Raw genomic sequence first — 20,281 nt, 5'->3', positions numbered from 1 at the left:
AGGACGTTGTCCTCGAACGCAGCCTCGCTTCGCTCCTCAGCTGCTACAGGTGACATAGATTCAACCGGCGCAATGCTCCTACCCGTCCAACCACGGGCTGCCGGGCAGGCCGTGATGGCGTTGCCACAACGTCTGGTAACGCTGTTCCTCCTGATGCCATCGCTCATCGTCCCAGCCCAACCGGGGCTGGCAGAGGTGGCGAATGGCGGGCATGAAATCTTCGCCGCCTCGGGCCAGCAAAAGGCCCAGGCGGGTACGACGCAACAGCAGGTCATCCAGGTGCAAAATCATCTCTGTGTCACAGGCAAAGGCCAGTTCAGCCCACAAGGTGTCCGTCGCGCCAACGGTGTCATGACCCAACGCTTCGATGAGTCGCGCAAGCCTCGGCAGGTCACGACCATGACGCCCGGCCAGGCGTCGCCACTGGCTGCCACTGAGCCCCGGAATCAACAGATCAGGGACGGCGGCGAACACCGGTGCGCCGTCATCCTCGAAAGGTCGTTCGAGCATCAACGCGCACGCCTTGAGCACTTCGATGGCCTGCGGGCGAAAGGTCGTCAACTTGCCACCGGCCAGCGTCACGCAACCGGGCTCCTGCCACAGCACATGCTCGCGGGTTTCATTCGAGGGTTTGCCTTGGCGCTCACCTGCGGCGCTGCCCACCACCGGGCGCACGCCCGACCAGGTCGACAGCACATCGGTGGCGATCACTTGGGCCTGTGGAAACTGTTGTGTGCAGGCGGCCAGCAGGTAGTCGAGTTCCTCAGCGCTGATGCTCGCGCTCTGGTCCAGGTCTTCGTGATGGTCCAGGTCCGTGGTGCCCACCACCGTGGCGCCTTCCCAAGGAAAAACAAACACGGGGCGACGGTCGCTGTCGTGCAAAAAGGTAAACGCCTGAGCCACCGGCAAGCGCCAGCCCGGCAGCAACACATGGCTGCCGCGCAACGGACGCAACTGGCGAGGGACGTCGGATGGGCGAAGACGTTCGGCCCAGGCGCCCGTCGCCACAGCCAAGACGCGACAACGCAGCTGCATCGATCCGCCGCCTTCACAATCCTCGACCTGAACCCCGCACACCCGCCCTTCCTCACGTACAACCTGCTGCACCCGCAGGCCGTTAATCACCGTAGCGCCATCGGCCCGGGCCTCGCTCAGGACACGCATCACCAAACGCGCGTCATCGGTGAGGGCATCGACGAAACAGGTGCCGCCCAACAGGCCATCTTCCCTCACACCCGGTGCTAGATAACGCAGCTGTTGCGCAGTGTGAAAACGATGGTCACGTCGCCCGGCCAGCGCGTCGTAGACGGTCAACAAACCGCCCATCACCCGTGGCCCGGGAAAGCCGCCACGGTAATGCGGCATCATGAAACTCATGGGCTCCACCAGTCCTGGCGCTTCGTCGAGCAAGCGCTGGCGTTCATGGACCGAGTCACGGGTCAGGCGCCACTGCCCCTTGGCGATATAACGCAAGCCGCCGTGGACCATTTTCGAAGAACGGCTGGAAGTGCCCCAGGCGAAATCGCGCTGTTCCAGCAGCAGGCAACGCCAGCCACGGCGTGCGGCCTCGCGCAGGATGCCGGCGCCGCTGATGCCACCGCCGATGACGATCAGGTCCCAGGTTTCATCCCCCAGTGTCGGCAGCACGCGCTGTCGCCACGCGGCATTCCAGTCATGGCTCATGCCGTCACTCCTGCAACAGCGTGCCAGGGTTCAACCGCCCGGCCGGATCGAAATGCCGGCTCAGGGCCTGCAACGTGTCCATCGCCAGAAAACCCTTCTCCCGCAGCAAATACGGCGCGTGGTCCTTGCCCACGCCATGCTGGTGACTGATGGTGCCGTGGTTGTCGACGATCGTCTGGCTGGCCGCCTGTTTGAGCGCCTGCCAACGTGCGAGCGTGGCCGGGTAATCCGCCGCCGGGCGAAACACGTAAGTGGTGTAGATGCTCGAACCTTCGCCGTAGACATGGGACAGGTGAGTGAACACATGCACACGCTCGCCTTCAGCGGCCAGGGCATCGCGCAGGCTGGTTTCGATACGGTTCAGCAGGTTGTCGACATTGCTCCAGTCGGTAGCGGTTTCCAGGGTGTCCACCACATAGCCGGCGTTCCACAGGTTCTCGCGCAGGTACGGGAAACGAAAACGGTTTTGCGCCCACTTCTTGCCCAGCAAGGTGCCCGTGAACACCCCGCCGAAGGCTTTCAGGTGCTGCCGGGCCTGAGTGAGGGACAGCGCATTTTGCCGCCGATTGCCGGTCACGCCGAACGTCAGCAGGCATTTGCCTGCAGCGGCGCCTCGCAGAGCCAAATATTTTTCCAGCCAGGCAATTTGCTGTGGGTGACCGGCCAGTGCCAGCTGGGTTTCGGTCTCCACGGCATTGGACAGGCGCAGCATCGACAGCGGAACGCGCGCCTGAGCCAACTGCCGGATCGCCTGCAGCGCCTGCGGCCAGTCGGGCAAAAACACCCCGTAGAAACGCTCATCGGCGGGCAGCGCACTGACCCGCACCTTGACCTCGGAAATGATCCCGAAGCGACCTTCACTGCCCAGCACCACTTCGCGCATGTCGGGACCGGCAGCCGAGGCCGGGAACGTCGCGATCTCCAGGGGGCCGGAAAACGTTTCCAGGGTGCCACCGGCAAAGAGTTGCTCGATTCGCCCATAGCGCAGCGATTGCTGGCCGCTGGAGCGGCTGGCGACCCAACCGCCTAATGTCGACAGCTCCCACGACTGCGGAAAATGCCCCAGGGTATAACCACGGGCACGTAGCTGACTTTCCACTTGCGGGCCAGTGGCGCCGGGACCGAAGGTGGCCAGCAAGCTCTGCTCATCAAGGTCGGTCAGGCGATTCATGCGGGCCAGGGACACCGTAACCACGGGCCGCGTGGAGCTCGGAGGGTTGATGTGCCCGGCCACCGACGTGCCCCCGCCATAAGGAATCAGGCACAGGTCCCGGGTCTCGGCGAGTGTCAGCAACTGGCGGATCTGTTCGGCACTTTCAGGGAACGCCACGGCGTCGGGATAAATCCCCGGTGCTCCTTCGCGCAACGCCAGCCAGTCCGGCAGGCTCTGGCCTCGGGCATGCAGCAGGCGATCATGCGGTTCGACGCTGTAGAGCCCGTGCGCCGCCAATCGCGAGACCGGCACCCTGGCCAGTGCTGCCTCAAGCGTTGCATCGGGCAATGCACGACCGGCACCCACTCGCTCGGCGAGAAATCCCGCGCCCTGAGCCGGCAGCTCGACCACCGTGGTTGCATCTCCCCAGCCGTTCCAGCGTCGCATGCGTGTGTCCTTTTATCGTTTTTATCAGTGATCTTTCAGGCCCCCATACTAGCCAGCCGCTGGAAAGTGTCACGGTCGTATCCGGCCAGTTCGAGTAGCCAATTGAGTCAAACCCGCGCCGGTTTAAGTCATTTACTTTAGCTGTGGTTTCAAACTACCTTTCAGGGCATTCATCCGCGCAAGCGGGCCTTGATCAAAGGAACACGATCATGCAATCCCTCGGCTTCACTTCAGTTCCCCCGTTGCTCAAGTACCTGCGCTACGCCGAGCAGCTGGGCGTTGCCATTGAGCCTGCGCTGACGGCCGCCGGGTTGCAGTCGCACCAGTTGAGCGACAACAGCCTGCGATTGCCGGGCGAGGTCCATGAACGGTTGCTCGATTATTTCTGTGAACACTCGAATGACCCGCTGTTCGGCCTCAATGCAGCGCGTTTTGTATTGCCCAACTCCTGGAGCGTGCTGGGCTACATCACCATGAATTGCGCGACATTGGGCGACGCCATGAGCCGCATCATGCCGTTCGAGAAACTGGTGGGGGACATGGGCGTCAGCCGCGCCGAAGTGCAAGACCCACACGTGCACCTGATCTGGACGTGCCGCCATCAACGCCCGCGAATCCGCCGGCACCTGGTGGAGAATGTCCTCGGTTCGTGGCTGCAATATGCGCGCTGGATTGCCGATACCCAGCTGTCTCCGGCTGCTGTCTGGCTTGAACATTCACAGCCCCACGACACAACGCTGGCGCAGTACGAGGAATTCTTCGACTGCCCCGTGTTGTTCGAGCAGCCCTATTCGGCGCTGATTGTGCCGTTGCCCTATTTACAGCTGCCATTGCGCCAGGCCGATGCGCAATTGCTGCGCACCCTGGAAGAACATGCGCAGGGGTTGATGGCCACGCTGGAAGACGCGTCGCTGGAGCAACGCGTCAAAAGCATCCTGCGCCAGTTGCTCAAGGAAGGGCTGCCACGCAAAGAACAGGTTGCTGAACAGTTCGCCGTGTCAGTTCGCACGCTGCAACGCCAGCTGCATCAGGCGGGCACGTCGTACCAGCAGATCCTCGATGATTTGCGCCAGGAGCTGGCCGAGCACTACCTGCTCAATAGCGCCCTGCCGATTCAGGACATTGCCCAGTACTTGGGGTTTACCGAACCGCGCTCATTTCATCGCACGTTCAAGAGCCGTCGCGGGATACCGCCGGGGGAATTTCGGCAGACTCATCGGGTGGCGGTTGATGACTGAAACTTTCAAGCAGCGGACGGCAGGAATTTTCCGTTTGATACGTAGGATGAATCCGGGTGTGGGTCAGCATTATGTGGCTTGCCTGATTGATTGAGTTGGCTGTTCGGGCCTCATCGCCAGCAGGCTCGCGCTCACAGTTGGGCATGTGTGTTCTGGAGCGCGCGGGGCTTGTTTAATCGGTGTCAGCTTCACGTCTTGAAAGCTACAGTTTCTTGCGCGGATACCTACAGGTACGCCAGAATCCGCCGGCTTGTGCGCCTTGGGGCGGGTCGGTAACTTGGTTCGGGTCACTGATTTTCAGTGATCGGGTTTAGTCGCCCGGATAGTTCCCAACGGTTGCACACGTGTCATCAGTCAGGCATCTACCTGCACTTGATGGTGGCTGTGCGCGAGGCGTCTTCGGATGCGCCGGATTTGGGTTCTTTACCGGTCGACTAACTTGCGCACAGCCGCCTCCCTTTCGTTTAGTCGCGAGACGGTTACGGCCTACTAAAGGAAAGATCCCATGGTCAAAGTTACCCCCAATCCGCCAGACGCAGATCCGGCAGCACCATCAGACGAACCCGTCTCAGATACTCCAAACAACACACCCTCGTTCGCCGACATCAAAGCCACCCCACACAAACTCTGCTCCCTCTTTACGGTCAATCCCGAGGCCGATACCGAAACCCTGCTGGCCTATGCCTGCGAGTCGCTGGCGTCGGCCAATGTCATGGCCACTGATCTGGTGGATCATCTGGAGGGGACGTCGCGTAATGCGCTGTTGGGAATTGCGCAAGTCATCATGCTGGGCGAGCTGGCGGTGAATCGGGTGCTGGATCGCCTCGAATCGCCGGCATGACAGTGTAAGTAGAAGATCAAAAGATCGCAGCGTGCCGCAGCTCCTACGGGGATCGTGGACAACCGGCTGGACCCGGTCAATGTAGGAGCTGCGGCACGCTGCGATCTTTTGACTCCACTGCGCTTATTTAAAACCCACCCGCAGGTCTCCTTCCCGCGCCAAGAACCGCCCTTCCCTACGGCCATTCGCCTGGCCGTCGTGATAGCTCAACACACCGTTGACCCACACCCCGTCAATCCCTTGCGCCGCGCGTTGCGGATCGTTGAAATCCGCGACATCGCGAACGGTCAAAGGATCAAACAACACCAGATCCGCCCAATAGCCTTCAAGGATTTCACCCCGCTCCTTCAAGCCGAATCGTGCGGCGGACAGCCCGGTCATTTTGTGCACCGCAGTGTGCAGTGGGAACAATCCGACGTCGCGACTGAAATGCCCGAGCACCCGTGGAAAAGCGCCCCACAAACGCGGATGCGGAAACGGGTCTTCCGGCAATCCGTCAGAGCCCACCATCGACAGCGGATGCGCGAGGATTCTGCGCACATCGGCCTCGTCCATTCCGTAGTACACCGCACCCGCCGGTTGCAACTTGCGGGCGGCGTCCAGCAGTGGCACACCCCAGTCGGCAGCGATGTCCATCAGGTCGCGACCACCCAGCTCCGGATGCGGCGTCGACCAGGTGATGGTGATGCGATGGGCGTCGGTGACTTGCTTGAGGTCCAGGGTCGAAGAGCTGGCCGCATAGGGATAACAATCGCAGCCCACCGGGTGAGTCTTCGCCGCCTCTTCAAGCGCTGCCAACAGTTGCGGACTGCGTCCCCAGTTGCCGGCGCCAGCGCATTTTAGGTGGGAGATGATCACGGGCGTTTTTGCATGACGGCCGATCTGGAAGGCCTCGTCCATGGCGTCCAGCACCGGTTCGAATTCGCTGCGCAAATGGGTGGTGTAGACGGCACCGAAGGCGGTCAGTTCTTCAGTCAGTTGCATCACTTCATCGGTGGAGGCCGAGAAGGCGCTGGCGTAGGCCAGACCGGTGGACAAACCCAGGGCACCGGCTTGCAGACTTTCACGCAGCTGTTCGCGCATGGCGCTGATTTCATCCGGCGTGGCGGTGCGGAACAGGTCGTCGAGGTGGTTGCTGCGCAACGCGGTGTGGCCGACCAGCGCGGCGACGTTCAGCGTGGTTTGCGCCGCTTCGACGGCGGCTCGGTAATCGCGAAATGTCGGGTAAACAAACGCTGATGCGGTGCCGAGCAGGTTCATCGGATCGGGCGGATCGCCGCGCAAACTCACTGGCGAGGCGCTGATCCCGCAGTTGCCGACGATCACCGTGGTCACGCCCTGGCTGAGTTTTGGCAGCATCTGCGGCTGGCGGATGACCACGGTGTCATCGTGGGTGTGCACGTCGATGAATCCTGGCGCCAACACCCGACCTGCCGCGTCGATTTCTTCGTTGGCCGAGTCGTGTTGCAAGTCACCGATGCGCTCGATGCGCCCGTTCAGAATCGCTACGTCGGCGGTGTAGCCAGGGCTGTTGCTGCCGTCGATGATCAGGGCGTTGCGAATCAGCGTGTCGTACTTCATGTCAGTCTCCCAGCGGCAAATGGTCATCGCCGCCGCGGTAATCGTCCAGGGCGAGTTTGATCCGCCGCAGACGCTCTTGATTGTCTTCAGGATTGGCCAGTGCCACCTCGGTGGCGAGCACGTCGATGGCGAGCAACATGCCGTAGCGCGCTGCGGTGGGTTTGTAGATGAATGAAGTTTCAACGCCTTGCAGCGGTATCAGCACATCGGCCAATTGCGCCAGCGGCGAGTCGGCCCGGGTGATGGCAAGAATCCGCGCGCCGTAGTTGCGCGCCAGTTCAATGGCCTCGAGTAGTTCGGGGGTGATGCCGGTCAGGGAGCAGGCGATAACCGTATGTTCCGCACCCAGGCTGGCGGCGGTGACGCGCATCATCACCGGGTCGTGGCACGCCGCGATCGGGTAACCGAAACGCACCAGGCGAACTTGCAACTCGTCACAGCACAAGGTCGAACAGCCGCCCATGCCGAAGGCGTGAATCATCCGCGCCTGGCCGAGCAACTTGACCGCATCAGCGAAGCGCGACTCGTCGAACGCCGACAAATGTTGGCGCAGCGTCGACTCGATGTCGCCGACGATTTGCCCGTAGAACGCCGACTGTTCAGGCGTGCCCGCCGGGTCGAGAAAACGGCTGCCGACGCCGCTGGCCTGGGCCAGTTGCAGGCGCAAATCACGCAGGTCGCGACAGCCCACCGTGCGGGCAAAACGAGACAGCGTCGCGGTGCTCACTTCGGCGCGTTGCGCCAGTTCATCGAGGCTGGCGGACGCGGCAAACCCTACGTCATCGAGCATCAGCCGGGCGATGCGTCCTTCGCCAGCGCTGAAGGAATCCTGACGGGCTCGGATGTGGTAGAGGATGTCCATGGCGGGCGACTCCGGTTAAAGCAGGTAGGAAAGACCCACGGTCAGACCGAAAGCAACCACCGAGATGATGGTCTCGAGCACGGTCCAGGTCTTGAAGGTCTGGGCGACGGTCATGTTGAAGTATTCCTTGATCAACCAGAAGCCGCCGTCGTTCACGTGGGAAAAGATAACCGACCCCGCGCCCGTCGCCAGCACCAACAACTCCGGATGGGGATATCCCAGACCAATGGCCACCGGGGCAACGATGCCCGAAGCGGTGGTCATGGCCACCGTCGCCGACCCCGTGGCAATGCGCATCAGCGCTGCAAACAACCAGCCCATGAGCAGTGGCGACAGATGAAACTCCTGGGCCAGGCCGACGATCTGGTCGGTGACGCCCGCGTCCACCAGAATCCGGTTAAGGCCACCACCGGCGCCGACCAGCAGGGTGATGCTGGCGGTGGGTGCCAGGCATTCGTTGGTGAATTTGAGGATCGATTCGCGGCTGAAGCCCTGAGCGATGCCCAAGGTCCAGAAACTCAATACGGTCGCCAGCAGCAGGGCGATCACCGAGTTGCCGATGAACAGCAGAAACTGGTTCAAGCCGCTGCCTGGCGTTGAAATCAGGTTCGCCCAGCCGCCGATCAGCATCAGGACCACCGGCAACAAAATGGTCGCCATGGTGATGCCGAAACCCGGCAGACGGTCCCGCGGTTCGCGGTCGAGGAACTGGCGCTCCAGCGGATTATCCGCCGGCAGTTGAATGCGCGGCACAATGAATTTGGCGTACAGGGGACCGGCGATAATCGCCGTCGGAATACCGATGAGAATCGCATAGAGCAAGGTCTGCCCCACGGACGCCTGATAAGCCTGTACCGCCAACATGGCGGCCGGGTGCGGTGGCACCAGGGCGTGCACCACGGACAAGCCGGCAACCATCGGCAAGCCGACCATCAGGATCGACACGCCCACACGCCGCGCTACGGTAAAGGCGATCGGCACCAGCAAGACAAAACCGACCTCGAAAAACAGCGGCAGTCCGACCAGGAACGCAATGCAGACCATCGCCCAGTGCGCGTTTTTCTCGCCAAATCGATCAATCAGCGTGCGCGCCATCTGCTCGGCGCCGCCGGACTCGGCCATCATTTTGCCGAGCATGGTGCCCAGCGCGACCACCAGCGCAATGTGCCCCAGGGTTTTACCGACGCCGGCCTCGTAAGCGCCGACCACACCGGAAGGTGGCATCCCGGCCAGCAAGGCCAGGCCGATAGACACCAAGGTGATTACGATGAAGGGATTAAGACGGTAACGGGCGATCAGAACGATCAGCGCGATGATGGCGATGGCGGCGTAAACCAGCAGCCAATAGCCGAAGGACGGTGTCATGCGGTACTCCTCGAAAGGGTCACGTCGAATGGGTTGTGAAACTCTTAAATCATTTCGAGACGTGATTTTCAAACCGTATGAAAGTTATTTTCGTTCAGGGATATGGATTGTCGTTTAGAGGCATGCGGCGTCGCAGGTAATGAAAATACGCGGCGCGTATTTTCATCGTTTCTCCCAGCCGGGCTTTGCAGGTTCACCGCGTAATGTTCATCGCGAGCAAGCTCGGCTCCCACAGGGTGTGTGGCAGCCGCGTCAGGTGAGTTCGGCGCCTTCGCGCTTGAGCATTTGCTTGCAGCGTTCCGAGAGGTGAAACACGCGCAGGTGTTTGCCGGCCTTGGCGTAGCGTTCCCGCAGGGTTTTCAGTGCGGCGATCGCCGAGTAGTCGACGAATCTCAGGTGACGGCAATCGATCGTCACCACGGCCGGGTCATTGGCGGGATCGAACTGATTGAGAAAGGGCGTGGTCGAGGCGAAGAACAGGGTGCCGTGCAGGTGGTAAAGCTTGCTGCCGTCGGCCTCGATGTGCGCGTCGGCGTACAACTCGCGGGCCTGCTGCCAGGCGAAGTTGAGTGCTGCGATGACAATGCCGCAGAGCACGGCGGTGGCAAGGTCGGTGAACACCGTAATGACCGTCACGGCGATGATGACCAGCACGTCGTTCAGCGGCACTTTGTTCAGCACCCGCAACGACGCCCAGGCAAATGTTTGCTGCGACACCACAAACATCACGCCCACCAGCGCGGCCAGCGGAATACGCTCGATCAGCGGCGACAAAAACAGAATGAACAACAGAATTAGTACGCCGGCCACGACCCCGGACAACCGCCCACGTCCGCCGGAACTGAGGTTGATCACGGTCTGCCCGATCATTGCGCAACCGCCCATGCCGCCGAACAGCCCGGAGACCATATTGGCCGCACCCAGCGCCACGCATTCGCGATCCGGGTAGCCACGGCTCTCGGTGATTTCATCGGTGAGATTCAGTGTCAGCAGGGTTTCCAGCAGCCCCACCATGGCCATCAATAGGGCGTAAGGGGCGATGATGCGCAGGGTCTCGAGATTCCAGGGAATGTCCGGCAGCGCGAAGGTCGGCAAGCCGCCGGCAATGTGGGCCATGTCGCCGAGGGTGCGGGTCGGCAGGCCCAGCAGATAAACCGCAAGCCCCACGCCCAGAATCGCCACCAGCGCGGGCGGCACGCTGCGGGTCAGACGCGGCAGCAGGTAGACGATCGCCATCGTCGCAGCCACCAGGCCGGTCATCAGGTACAGCGGCGCGCCACTCAGCCAGGCTTCACCGTTCTTGAAATGCTCCAGCTGCGCCAAGGCAATGATGATCGCCAGGCCGTTGACGAAGCCGAGCATGACCGGGTGCGGCACCATGCGCACCAGCTTGCCCAGCTTGAGCAGACCGAAGGCCAGCATGATCAGCCCACCCAGCAGCACGGTCGCCAGCAAGTACTGCACGCCGTGTTGCACCACCAGCGCGACGATGACCACCGCCATCGATCCGGCGGCTCCGGAGACCATGCCCGGCCGGCCGCCGAACAGTGCGGTCAGGGTGCAGATGATGAACGCGCCATACAGGCCCATCAATGGGTTGAGATGAGCTACCAGCGCGAAGGCGATGCATTCAGGCAGCAAGGCGAACGAGGTCGTGAGTCCGGCCAGGACATCGGCGCGCAGATGTTGTGGTTTCATGGGTTACCCAGACTGTACGGGCCGCAGGACGTGGCCGGAAACGAGGGTGGGGATGTTACGGAATTGGGGGCAATTCGGCCAGTTGCGGGGAGGCTGAAAATGCCATCGCCAGCAGGCTGGCTCCCACATTTGATCTCTGCCGAACACAGATTTTGTGTTCAACAAAGCCCCCTGTGGGAGCTAGCTTGCTAGCGATGAACGATGACGCGGTCTACAGCGCACTCACACCATTTCGTCACGAATCCATTCAACCACCGACGTGCGTTTCGGTACCCAGCCCAGCAATTCGCGCGCATGTTTGCCGCGCACACGGCTGTTGGAGCCCAGGCCATAGTTGGCCATTTCATAGCCCCATTCGGCTTCGGCGTCCTTGAGCGGCCAGTCTTGCGGCGCGCCCAGTTTCAACGCTTCGGCCATCGCCGTGGTCATGTCGATGAACGACGCTTCACCACTTTCGACGAAATAGAACGTACCCGGAACGTTGTTGGTCAGCGCCAGCAAATAAAGGGCCACCACGTCTTCGATGTGTACGTTGGACCAGATGTTCTGACCGCTGCCGACGTGACGCACCACACCGCTTTTACGCGCCTGTTTCAGCAAGCGCGGCAATTGCACGCTGTCACGATTGACGCCCAGGCTGTGGCCGTAGATCAGGGTGTTGCAGATCACGGCCGAGTTCACGCCGTCTTTCGCTGCCGCGAGGATCAGGTTGTCGATGGCCACGCGCGCCGCCTTGTCGACGGTAGGCTCCGGCAGGTTGTCTTCGAAGTAAATGACGTCGCTGGATTTGCCGCCCGACGCATCGCCGACGATGCTCGAACCGCTGGTGTGCAGGAACACTTTGTTGGAACCGCGCAGCGCGTCGAGCAAGGCTTGCACTGCGCCGCGATGGTCGCTACTGGCGGCATTGATGACGGCGTCGGCCGCCTGGGCTTGCTCGGTCAGCAGTGCGCTGTCATCAAGCGTCCCGATGACCGGAGTGATCCCCAGCGCCTTCAACTCATTGGCTTGTTCAGTGCTGCGAACCAGCCCCGTGACGGTATGACCAGCCCGGACCAGACCGGTAGCGATAGAACCGCCGATAAAACCTGCAGCGCCGGTAACGAATACGTTCATGGAGAAACTCCCTGCGTGAATAAGTGATGTGTCCAGTATTGAGGACCTGGCCCCCTGGAAACAGACGGTGCAGCCCAAATCACTCTTGCGCAGGGATCACGAATCAGCCGTTGAAATCTGCAAGTGCGTACGCGGCCAGTTTCCCCTGGATGAAGTCGAGGAAGCACTGAATCCGCAGGGCCAGTTGCGAGTTGCGGTAGTACACGGCGTTGATCGGCTGGCGATAGCCGCTGTTGAAATCCGCCAGCAGCACATGCAGGCGACCGGCGCGAATATCCTCGATGGTCATGAAGTGCGACAGGCAGGCGATGCCCTGACCTTCCAGTGCCAGCTGGCGGATCGTCTCGCCGCTGGAGGCGCTGATCGAGGCCTGGATCGGCCAGCGGTCACCATGCACGTAGCGCAACGGCCATTGGTTCAAACCTTCGTTCTGGGTGAAGCCCAGCAGGTTATGTTCGGTCAGGTCCGCAACCGCCAAGGGCGCGCCGTGCTGTTCCAGATAAGCCGGGCTGGCGACGATGTGCAGCGGGCTGCAACCCAGGGAGCGGGCGTGCAGCGTCGAGTCGGCCAGGGTGCCGATGCGAATGGCGATATCGGTGCTTTGTTCGAGCAGGTCGATGATCAGGTCATTGCTGTTGAGCTCAAGCTGGATGTCCGGGTAGAGGCGGCGGAATTCGTCGATGTACGGCACGATCGCGTGCAGCATGAAGGGCGACGCGGCGTTGATGCGCAGACGCCCGGACGGCGTTTGTTGGCGGGAGGTCAGCCGTTCTTCGAGTTCGTCCATCTGATCGAGAATGCGCTTGGCATGCTCGAAGAAGTACTTGCCCTCCTCCGTCAGGTCCATGCGCCGCGTGGTGCGGTTGATCAAGGTGGTGTCGAGCTTGGCCTCCAGCCGCGACAGTGTGCGGCTGACGGCAGAGGGCGTCTGCCCGACCTGCTCGGCGGCAGCGGAAATCGACCCGCATTCAATCACGCAGACGAAAATCTGCAGTTCATCGGATCTGGCTTTCACGTGTGTCCTCTCAGCGTTGCACTTATCGCCAAAATCGCAGCCTGCGGCAGCTCCTACAGGGAAATGATCACTCTGTAGGAACTGCCGCAGGCTGCGATCTCTTCAATCGTTGCGACCGATAGTAGCCTGAAACACTTAGGCTGACAGGCCAAACACCTCGGCCAGATGCTGTTCATAACGCGCCACATCGGCCTCGATGTTGGGGCGTTTCATCACGTCAACGCAGAGGAACGTCGGCAGGCGGGTCATGCCGAGGAACTCGTTGGCTTTATGGAACGGGAAATACACCGCGTCCACACCCTTGGCTTCAAAGAAGTCGGTCGGGTCGTCGAACGCTTGCTGCGGCGCGTTCCAGGTCAGCGACAACAGGTATTGCTTGCCGTGCACCAGGCCGCCGCTGCCGTATTTCTGCGAGGCATCTGAACGGGTACGACCGTCGCTGGCATAAAGGCTGCCATGGCCTTCGGTGAACACTTCGTCGATGTATTTCTTGACGGTCCACGGAGCGCCCATCCACCAGCCTGGCATCTGGTAAATGATCACGTCGGCCCAAAGGAATTTAGCGACCTCTTCGGCGACGTCGTACCCCTCATCGATGTAAGTGGCTTTGACGTCGATGCCGCCGCGGTCCAGCACGCTCAGTGCGGCTTCATGCAGGGTGGTGTTGTAGAGGCCATCGGAGTGAGCAAATTTTTTACCGCCATTGAGCAACAGGACTTTTTTCATGGGGAGTTCTCATAAGGTCTGGAATTCGATGGCGGCAGAATATCGACCGGCCTCGCGCGGAGTAACCGCTGAATTCGCAAAACTCATTTGACCTGTACGCACGAATCGACCGCGTATTGTTGCTTTAGACTGGCACTCATTCTTAATCGAGGATTTTTTAGTGAGTGAGATTCAAGGCTTCATCCTGCAGGCCAAGACCCGTCCGGAAAAGGCGGACGCGTTCGAGGCGCTTTTCAGCGGCTATGTGCAAGCGAGCCGCGCCGAACCGGGTTGCATCGAGTACCACATGCTGCGCGATAAACAGGACCCGACACTGTTTATCTTCTATGAGATCTGGCAGTCCCAGGCTCACCTCGACGTGCACTCGAACCTGCCGCACATGGCGAAGTTTCGGGAGATGCGCATGGAGTATCTGGAGCGTGATTTCGATATCCGCGCCATTGATATGCTCAGCCCGTCATCCGCTAGCCGTTAATCAGCAAATGGCCGCCGAGCACGCCGAGGCCAATGAAGAAAACACGCTTGAACAACGGGGCGCTGATGCGCTGGCGTAACCATTGACCCAGCAGCATGCCGGCGACTGCCGGGATCAACGCCAGCAGCGACGCGCTCAACTCGCCTCCACCGAGGGCGCCGCGCCACAGCAGGCCGCTGGCCAGCGCGAGGGTCGAGACGGTGAATGACAGCCCCAGCGCTTGCACCAACTCATCCTTGTTCAACCCCAGCGCTTGCAGATACGGCACGGCTGGAATCACGAACACGCCGGTGGCCGAGGTGATGACGCCCGTCAGTACGCCACAGAGCGGACCCAGCCAGCGCTCCGTGCGCGGGGCGACGTGCAAGGTCGGCAGCAACAAGCCGCTCAACGCATACAGCAGCAACGCTGCGCCCAATCCTCGTACGACCCAATGCCCACCGGCCATGCCGATCCACAGCGTGCCCGCGCCCGTGCCGATGAAAATCGCCAGCAACATCGGCCACAACCGTTTGATCAATCGATGCAGATGACCACCGAATGCCAGTTGCCAGACGTTGGTCAATGTCGCAGGAATGATCAACAGCGCAGCAGCCTGCGAAGGAGCCATAGCCAGACCGAGCAAACCCATGGCGATGGTCGGGAGGCCGAGGCCGATCACGCCTTTGATCATGCCGGCCAGGAGGAAGGTGGCGATGACCATCAGCGACAGGGCCAGGCCGAGATTCTGGTAGAACGCGACGAGAGTATTCATGGGGTTATGGTGGAGATGGGCGGGGAAGTTGAAAAGCTGGCTTATACTGAGGTTGCCTCTTGATTTGATTGAGGCTTTGATTTTCTGTCTAGCTAATGACGCCATCGCGAGCAGGCTCGCTCCCACATTTGATCGCATTCCACTGTAGGAGCGAGCCTGCTCGCGATAGCGACAGCTCAGGCAACATAAACTCATGGAAAAACCATGCACTTCGACCTCACCGACCTGCGCCTCTACCTGAACGTCCTAGACACCGGCAACATCACCGCCGGTGCCGCGCGCACTCATTTGTCCCTGGCGGCGGCGAGTGCACGGATTCGCGCCATGGAGGCGTCACTGGGGATTGATTTCCTGCAACGCGGTCGCCGGGGTGTCACGCCGACCGCCGCCGGTAAAGCACTGGCGCATCACGCCCGGCTCCTGCTGCAACAGGCCGAGCGCCTGCAGCAAGACTTGGCGGAGTACGCCAAGGGCGTGAAAGGCCAGGTTCGATTGTTGTGCAACACCACGGCAATCACCGAGTACCTGCCGGAATTGCTCGCGGATTTTCTGTGCACCCACCCCAACCTCGACATTGACCTGCAAGAGCTGCCCAGCGCCCGCATTACCCACGCCTTGCGCCAGGGCGCGGCGGAGCTCGGAATCATCTCCGACGCCGTCGACACTCATGACTTGCAGACCCGCGCGTTTCGTGACGATCCGCTGGTACTCATCATGCCCCTCACCCACCCCTTGGCCGACCTCGAAGCCTTGAGCTTCAGCGACACCTTGCAGCACGATTATGTCGGTCTGAATGCCGGCAGCGCTTTAGCGATTTACCTGGAAGAACAAGCCCTGCACAGCGGTTCACGCCTGCAGATCCGCATCCGTGCCGATGGCTTCGACGGTGTGCTGCGCATGGTGGCTCGCGGCGTCGGGTTGGCGGTCGTGCCTCGTGCCGCCGTCACCCGCTGGACAGGTGAACGCCCCTTCAAAAGCGTCCCGCTGCAAGAACCCTGGGCCCAGCGCAAACTGCTGCTGTGCGCCCGGGATTTTGCGCTGCTGCCCGGATACGCGAAGGCGCTGCTGAACGCCTTGACTCTCCCCTGAGGGGCAGACTTTACCCTTGCGCTTTCCTCTTCAAGGACGGTGACAATGGGCAAGCGTATTCTGGTGATTCTCGGCCATCCTTCCAGCAACAGCTTCTGCGCGGGACTGGTCGAGCGCTACACCCAATCGGCGTTGAGCGCCGGACATGAAGTGCGCCAGTTGTTTCTGGGTCAACTGGATTTCGATCCGGTACTGCGGGAAGGCTATCAACAGGTCCAACCGCTGGAAGCCGGCTTGCGCCAGGCCCAGGCGGACATCCTGTGGGCGGAACAACTGACGCTGGTTTATCCCATCTGGTGGGGCGGGATTCCGGCTTTGCTCAAGGGTTTTCTCGATCGGGTGTTCCTGCCAGGTTTCGCGTTCAAATACCGCGAAGGCAAAGCATTTCCCGACAAGCTTCTGCGCGGCCGTAGCGCGCACTTGCTGGTGACCATGGACACACCGCCCTGGTACTACCGCTGGTTCTATCGCATGCCCGGCCTGCATCAGATGCGCAAGACCACCCTGGAACTCTGTGGCATCAAACCCACCAAAACCCTCACCTTCGGTCCGATCCTCGGTTCCAAGCCGACGCAGCGCGAGCGGTGGCTCAGGCAAGCCGAGGCTATCGCCTGCGGCTGAGTCTGCCGATAATGCAGCCGACTCGATAAAAGGGATTTTTCATGTACATCGGCCAAGCGGCGCAACGTTCCGGCACCACGATCAAAAGCATCCGTCACTACGAAGCAATCGGCCTGCTGCCTGCTCCCCAGCGTCAGGGGAAATACCGCGTGTATGACCAGCAAAGTATCGATCTGCTGATCTTCATCAAATGCGCTCAGCAACTGGGCTTCAAGTTGAAGGAGTTGCAAGCGGTCTTCAGCGGCCATCAAGGGCAGGAAGTGCCTTGGGCATTGGCGCATCAGGCCATCGCGAGCAAAAAGCTCGAAATCAGCGAACGGATCGAGGTGTTAGGGCGGCAACATGCTCAATTGGTCGCGTTCGAACACAGCATCGAACAGGCCAGAGCCGATTGCCCGCTGGAGAGTCTTTAAGGGTACTGCGCGTTTCTGGACACCCCGATGTCGAGCACAGACAACTGATCGTGCGAGGGGCGCTATAGGGTGCGACTTCGTTCTTGCATCCATTGCCTGGAGTCCACATGACCGCACCTATTACCGTTCTTCGCGACACTCACCCGCTGCCGGTACTCGACGCCTGCAAATGGGAAAAACTCGAAGGCGATCCGCACACCGTCAACCTCAACGCCTACACCAGCGAAGACGGCAGCAAGATCATGGGCACCTGGATCTGCACGCCGGGCAAATGGTATGTGGAATACGTGAAGTGGGAGTATTGCCATTTCCAGGAAGGCTACTGCGTGATTACCCCGGAAGGCATGGCGCCGATCCATCTGCGCGCGGGTGACATTTTCGTGGTCGAGCCGGGCATGAAAGGCACGTGGGAAGTGGTTGAGACCGTGCGCAAGTATTTCGTGTTTGCTTGATGCAAAAAAACCGGGAGATCACTGGACGTGGTCTCCCGGAAAATTGGTTATTTAGGATTGATAGATCACCCTGTGGCGAGGGAGCTTGCTCCCGCTGGGGCGCGAAGCGGACCTGGCATTTGCGAGTGCTGCGCACTCGAGCGGGAGCAAGCTCCCTCGCCACAAAAGCTCCCCTGCCACAACAACCCTGATTAAAACAGCAGCTGCTTTATTGCGGCTTGCGATAGCTATTGATGATCGCCGAGAAGTCCTGGCCACCCTCACCGCGCAAGCTCATCGCCTGATACAACTGCTGGGCCACCGCGCCGAGTACCACCGGCTGGTGTGCCTGACGTGCCGCTTCAGTGGCCAGCCCCAGATCCTTGAGCATCAATTCGGCTCCGAATCCGCCGGTATAGCCGCGCGAGGCTGGTGCGGTTTCGACCACGCCTGGCCACGGGTTGTACATCTCCGAACTCCAGCAACGCCCGGTGGAGCTGTTGATGATGCCGGCCAGCACGCCCGTGTCGATACCCAGCGCATCACCCAGGGCCATGGCTTCGCTGACGCCGACCATGGAAATGCCGAGTAGCAGGTTATTGCAGATCTTGGCGATCTGACCGGTGCCGACTTCGCCGCAATGGACAATGTTGCGGCCCATTTGCGCCAGCACCGGTTGCAAGGTGGCGAACAGCTCAGGCGTGGCACCGACCATGAAGGTCAACGTACCGGCAGCCGCACCACCCGTTCCGCCGGACACCGGCGCATCGGCCATCGCCACGCCTTGCTTGGCGGCGGCGGTGGCCACTTCACGCGCAGTCTGCGGATCGATGGTGCTGCAATCCACCGCAGGCACGCCTTTGGCAATTCCCGCCAACACGCCGTCTTCACCCAGCCACACGCTGCGCACATGCACAGCCGCCGGCAGCATGGTGATCACCAGTTCTGCACCTTGCGCGGCCTCACGGGCCGAAGCGCTGATGCTGCCGCCCAGTTGCTCCAGCTCGGCCAGCACGGTTTTGTTCAGGTCGACCAGGTTCAGCGAATGGCCGGCCTTGATCAGGTTGCGCGCCATCGGCGCGCCCATGTTGCCAAGACCGATAAAAGCAATTTTCATGTCCGGCTCCTTAACGCAAGTTGATGGTGGTGTTCACACCGTCGTTGACGCTGTTGTCATCGAACCAGCGACTGGTGACAGTCTTGGTCTGAGTGTAGAACTGCACCACTTGCTTGCCATAAGGACCGAGATCGCCGAGTTTGGAACCGCGCGAACCGGTGAAGCTGAAGAACGGGACCGGCACTGGAATCGGGATGTTGATACCCACCTGGCCAACGTCGATTTCGTTCTGGAATTTACGCGCCGCCGCACCGCTTTGGGTGAACAGGCCCGTGCCGTTGCCGAACGGGTTGGCGTTGACCATCGCAATGGCCTGGTCGAGGGTGTCGACTTCCAGCACCACCAGCACCGGGCCGAAGATTTCCTGGGTGTAGATCTGCATGTCGGTGGTCACACCGGAGAACAGGGTCGGGCCGACAAAGTTGCCTTGCTCGTATCCCTTGACGCTGATGTCACGACCGTCCAGTTCCAGCGTGGCGCCTTCCTTGATGCCGCTTTCAATCAGATCAAGAATGCGCGCCTTGGCACGCTTGGAAATCACGGGCCCCACATCAGTGCCTGGCTCGCTGCCGGCATTCACCGTGAGTTTCTGAGCCAGTGCTTTCAGATCCGGCAGCCATTGCTTGGCCGCGCCCACCAACACCACCACAGAGGTCGCCATGCAACGCTGACCGGCCGCGCCGAAACCGGCACCGACCAGGGCGTTGAGGGTCTGCTCGCGATTGGCGTCCGGCAGTACCACCGCGTGGTTCTTCGCGCCCATCATCGATTGCACGCGCTTGCCGTGTTTGCCGGCAAGGTCGTAAACGTGAGTGCCCACCGCCGTCGAGCCGACGAAGGAGACAGCCTTGATGTCCTGATGGGTGCACAGCGCGTCCACCACGTCCTTGCCGCCATGCACGACGTTGAGGACGCCCGCCGGAACGCCGGCCTCGAGTGCCAGCTCAACCAGGAGCATGGTCGACAATGGATCTTGCTCGGAAGGTTTCAGGACAAAAGTGTTGCCGCAGGCGATAGCCATCGGGAACATCCACAGCGGAATCATCGCCGGGAAATTGAACGGGGTGATGCCGGCGCACACGCCGATGGGCTGGCGCAAGGTGTAGGTATCGACGCCGCTGGCAACGTTTTCGGCGAACTCGCCCATTTGCAGGGTGCCAATGGAGCAGGCATGTTCGACCACTTCCAGGCCGCGGAAGATATCCCCTTCAGCGTCGGCGATGGTTTTGCCCTGTTCGCTGCTCAGCACCACGGCGATACGCTTGGAGTGTTCGCGGATCAAGGCCTGGAGCTTGAGCATGATGCGCATGCGTGCGCCGATCGGCGTCAGCTTCCAGGTCTGGAAGGCGCGATGGGCGGCGGCAATGGCGGCGTCGACTTCGGAGGCGGTGGCAAATGGAACCCTGGCCAGCACTTGCTGGGTCGCCGGGTTGACGATGTCGTGCCATTCGGTGGTCTGGGATTCGACCCACTCGCCGTTGATCAACAGCTTGACCTTTTGCACGGTGGTTTCGTTAGGCGTGAGCGATGCGTTCATGTTGGGTCTCCTGGACTTGTTGTTATCAGGGAGCCAAGGCGAGAAAGTCGCCTTGAGATGAGGCGTGTGTCGCGAATTGGTGATCGGACGGTTTTTGGAGTATAGATGTGCAAACTTCT

At 60.9% G+C, this 20,281-nt stretch carries 19 protein-coding genes; 7 read left to right on the top strand and 12 right to left on the bottom strand.

The window, feature by feature from the left end:
* Nucleotides 1-78: 78 nt before the first annotated feature.
* Together GBC55_RS13095 and GBC55_RS13090 are read right to left on the bottom strand one after the other, a co-directional pair.
* Nucleotides 79-1,683 (bottom strand): glycerol-3-phosphate dehydrogenase/oxidase, encoded by a 1,605-nt coding sequence (locus GBC55_RS13095; RefSeq protein ID WP_162437868.1) that lies wholly within the window; start codon nt 1,681-1,683, stop codon nt 79-81.
* A gap of 4 nt (nt 1,684-1,687) precedes the next feature.
* A complete protein-coding gene (locus tag GBC55_RS13090; protein ID WP_162437867.1) occupies nt 1,688-3,283 on the bottom strand; it encodes an FAD-binding oxidoreductase in 1,596 nt (531 codons plus the stop codon).
* Between the two features lie 209 nt (nt 3,284-3,492).
* On the opposite strand from GBC55_RS13090, the gene GBC55_RS13085 reads away from it, so the two are divergent.
* Both GBC55_RS13085 and GBC55_RS13080 read left to right on the top strand, forming a co-directional pair.
* Nucleotides 3,493-4,521, top strand: a complete 1,029-nt coding sequence (locus GBC55_RS13085; protein WP_162437866.1) for an AraC family transcriptional regulator — start codon at nt 3,493-3,495, stop codon at nt 4,519-4,521.
* 505 nt (nt 4,522-5,026) lie between these two features.
* Nucleotides 5,027-5,362 (top strand): DUF6124 family protein, encoded by a 336-nt coding sequence (locus GBC55_RS13080; RefSeq protein WP_162437865.1) that lies wholly within the window; start codon nt 5,027-5,029, stop codon nt 5,360-5,362.
* A gap of 123 nt (nt 5,363-5,485) precedes the next feature.
* Here the strand turns inward: GBC55_RS13080 and GBC55_RS13075 are convergent, their stop codons facing one another.
* From GBC55_RS13075 to GBC55_RS13045, 7 genes are all read right to left on the bottom strand, one after another.
* The gene (locus tag GBC55_RS13075; protein ID WP_162437864.1) at nt 5,486-6,943 is read right to left on the bottom strand and encodes a D-aminoacylase; all 1,458 of its coding nucleotides are present in this window, start codon (nt 6,941-6,943) and stop codon (nt 5,486-5,488) included.
* 1 nt (nt 6,944) lies between these two features.
* Nucleotides 6,945-7,805: a MurR/RpiR family transcriptional regulator gene (locus GBC55_RS13070; protein ID WP_162437863.1), complete on the bottom strand. Its 861-nt coding sequence runs from the start codon at nt 7,803-7,805 to the stop codon at nt 6,945-6,947.
* A 15-nt stretch (nt 7,806-7,820) separates the two neighbouring features.
* Nucleotides 7,821-9,170, bottom strand: coding sequence for a gluconate:H+ symporter (locus tag GBC55_RS13065; RefSeq protein ID WP_162437862.1), 1,350 nt, complete (start codon nt 9,168-9,170; stop codon nt 7,821-7,823).
* Between the two features lie 252 nt (nt 9,171-9,422).
* Nucleotides 9,423-10,868, bottom strand: coding sequence for a SulP family inorganic anion transporter (locus GBC55_RS13060; RefSeq protein ID WP_162437861.1), 1,446 nt, complete (start codon nt 10,866-10,868; stop codon nt 9,423-9,425).
* Nucleotides 10,869-11,090: 222 nt separating this feature from the next.
* Entirely contained in the window at nt 11,091-11,984 is an 894-nt protein-coding gene (locus tag GBC55_RS13055; protein WP_162437860.1) for an NAD-dependent epimerase/dehydratase family protein, read from the bottom strand.
* 103 nt (nt 11,985-12,087) lie between these two features.
* Nucleotides 12,088-12,999 (bottom strand): LysR family transcriptional regulator, encoded by a 912-nt coding sequence (locus tag GBC55_RS13050; protein WP_162437859.1) that lies wholly within the window; start codon nt 12,997-12,999, stop codon nt 12,088-12,090.
* Nucleotides 13,000-13,134: 135 nt separating this feature from the next.
* Nucleotides 13,135-13,725: an NAD(P)H-dependent oxidoreductase gene (locus GBC55_RS13045; protein WP_162437858.1), complete on the bottom strand. Its 591-nt coding sequence runs from the start codon at nt 13,723-13,725 to the stop codon at nt 13,135-13,137.
* Between the two features lie 160 nt (nt 13,726-13,885).
* Here GBC55_RS13045 and GBC55_RS13040 point away from each other — a divergent pair, with 160 nt between their 5' ends.
* Nucleotides 13,886-14,200 (top strand): putative quinol monooxygenase, encoded by a 315-nt coding sequence (locus GBC55_RS13040; protein ID WP_162437857.1) that lies wholly within the window; start codon nt 13,886-13,888, stop codon nt 14,198-14,200.
* On the opposite strand, the gene GBC55_RS13035 is transcribed toward GBC55_RS13040, so the two are convergent.
* Complete coding sequence (locus GBC55_RS13035; protein ID WP_162437856.1) at nt 14,190-14,954, bottom strand: sulfite exporter TauE/SafE family protein; 765 nt, start codon at nt 14,952-14,954, stop codon at nt 14,190-14,192. The two genes, GBC55_RS13040 and GBC55_RS13035, sit on opposite strands and share 11 nt — an antisense overlap.
* 204 nt (nt 14,955-15,158) lie before the next feature.
* On the opposite strand from GBC55_RS13035, the gene GBC55_RS13030 reads away from it, so the two are divergent.
* From GBC55_RS13030 to GBC55_RS13015, 4 genes are all read left to right on the top strand, one after another.
* Entirely contained in the window at nt 15,159-16,043 is an 885-nt protein-coding gene (locus GBC55_RS13030; protein WP_162437855.1) for a LysR family transcriptional regulator, read from the top strand.
* Between the two features lie 45 nt (nt 16,044-16,088).
* Nucleotides 16,089-16,664 carry an NAD(P)H-dependent oxidoreductase gene (locus tag GBC55_RS13025; RefSeq protein ID WP_162437854.1) on the top strand — a complete coding sequence of 192 codons (576 nt, stop codon included), beginning with the start codon at nt 16,089-16,091 and terminating at the stop codon, nt 16,662-16,664.
* 41 nt (nt 16,665-16,705) lie between these two features.
* Nucleotides 16,706-17,077 carry a MerR family transcriptional regulator gene (locus tag GBC55_RS13020; RefSeq protein WP_162437853.1) on the top strand — a complete coding sequence of 124 codons (372 nt, stop codon included), beginning with the start codon at nt 16,706-16,708 and terminating at the stop codon, nt 17,075-17,077.
* Between the two features lie 107 nt (nt 17,078-17,184).
* Nucleotides 17,185-17,529, top strand: a complete 345-nt coding sequence (locus tag GBC55_RS13015) for a cupin domain-containing protein (protein ID WP_028624747.1) — start codon at nt 17,185-17,187, stop codon at nt 17,527-17,529.
* 208 nt (nt 17,530-17,737) lie between these two features.
* Here GBC55_RS13015 and mmsB read toward each other — a convergent pair whose 3' ends face one another.
* Together mmsB and GBC55_RS13005 are read right to left on the bottom strand one after the other, a co-directional pair.
* Nucleotides 17,738-18,625, bottom strand: coding sequence for a 3-hydroxyisobutyrate dehydrogenase (mmsB, locus tag GBC55_RS13010; RefSeq protein WP_162437852.1), 888 nt, complete (start codon nt 18,623-18,625; stop codon nt 17,738-17,740).
* A 10-nt stretch (nt 18,626-18,635) separates the two neighbouring features.
* Nucleotides 18,636-20,162: a CoA-acylating methylmalonate-semialdehyde dehydrogenase gene (locus GBC55_RS13005; RefSeq protein ID WP_162437851.1), complete on the bottom strand. Its 1,527-nt coding sequence runs from the start codon at nt 20,160-20,162 to the stop codon at nt 18,636-18,638.
* Nucleotides 20,163-20,281: the final 119 nt, after the last annotated feature.

The sequence above is a fragment of the Pseudomonas sp. TNT3 genome, assembly GCF_010095445.2.
Classification (GTDB): domain Bacteria; phylum Pseudomonadota; class Gammaproteobacteria; order Pseudomonadales; family Pseudomonadaceae; genus Aquipseudomonas.
This window is presented reverse-complemented; position numbering and strand designations above follow the sequence as displayed.

Coding starts and splice junctions, on each gene's coding strand:
- GBC55_RS13095 (WP_162437868.1), bottom strand. CDS start 1,683: ATGAGCCATGACTGGAATGCCGCGTGGCGACAGCGCGTGCTGCCGACA.
- GBC55_RS13090 (WP_162437867.1), bottom strand. CDS start 3,283: ATGCGACGCTGGAACGGCTGGGGAGATGCAACCACGGTGGTCGAGCTG.
- GBC55_RS13085 (WP_162437866.1), top strand. CDS start 3,493: ATGCAATCCCTCGGCTTCACTTCAGTTCCCCCGTTGCTCAAGTACCTG.
- GBC55_RS13080 (WP_162437865.1), top strand. CDS start 5,027: ATGGTCAAAGTTACCCCCAATCCGCCAGACGCAGATCCGGCAGCACCA.
- GBC55_RS13075 (WP_162437864.1), bottom strand. CDS start 6,943: ATGAAGTACGACACGCTGATTCGCAACGCCCTGATCATCGACGGCAGC.
- GBC55_RS13070 (WP_162437863.1), bottom strand. CDS start 7,805: ATGGACATCCTCTACCACATCCGAGCCCGTCAGGATTCCTTCAGCGCT.
- GBC55_RS13065 (WP_162437862.1), bottom strand. CDS start 9,170: ATGACACCGTCCTTCGGCTATTGGCTGCTGGTTTACGCCGCCATCGCC.
- GBC55_RS13060 (WP_162437861.1), bottom strand. CDS start 10,868: ATGAAACCACAACATCTGCGCGCCGATGTCCTGGCCGGACTCACGACC.
- GBC55_RS13055 (WP_162437860.1), bottom strand. CDS start 11,984: ATGAACGTATTCGTTACCGGCGCTGCAGGTTTTATCGGCGGTTCTATC.
- GBC55_RS13045 (WP_162437858.1), bottom strand. CDS start 13,725: ATGAAAAAAGTCCTGTTGCTCAATGGCGGTAAAAAATTTGCTCACTCC.
- GBC55_RS13035 (WP_162437856.1), bottom strand. CDS start 14,954: ATGAATACTCTCGTCGCGTTCTACCAGAATCTCGGCCTGGCCCTGTCG.
- GBC55_RS13030 (WP_162437855.1), top strand. CDS start 15,159: ATGCACTTCGACCTCACCGACCTGCGCCTCTACCTGAACGTCCTAGAC.
- GBC55_RS13025 (WP_162437854.1), top strand. CDS start 16,089: ATGGGCAAGCGTATTCTGGTGATTCTCGGCCATCCTTCCAGCAACAGC.
- GBC55_RS13020 (WP_162437853.1), top strand. CDS start 16,706: ATGTACATCGGCCAAGCGGCGCAACGTTCCGGCACCACGATCAAAAGC.
- GBC55_RS13015 (WP_028624747.1), top strand. CDS start 17,185: ATGACCGCACCTATTACCGTTCTTCGCGACACTCACCCGCTGCCGGTA.
- mmsB (WP_162437852.1), bottom strand. CDS start 18,625: ATGAAAATTGCTTTTATCGGTCTTGGCAACATGGGCGCGCCGATGGCG.
- GBC55_RS13005 (WP_162437851.1), bottom strand. CDS start 20,162: ATGAACGCATCGCTCACGCCTAACGAAACCACCGTGCAAAAGGTCAAG.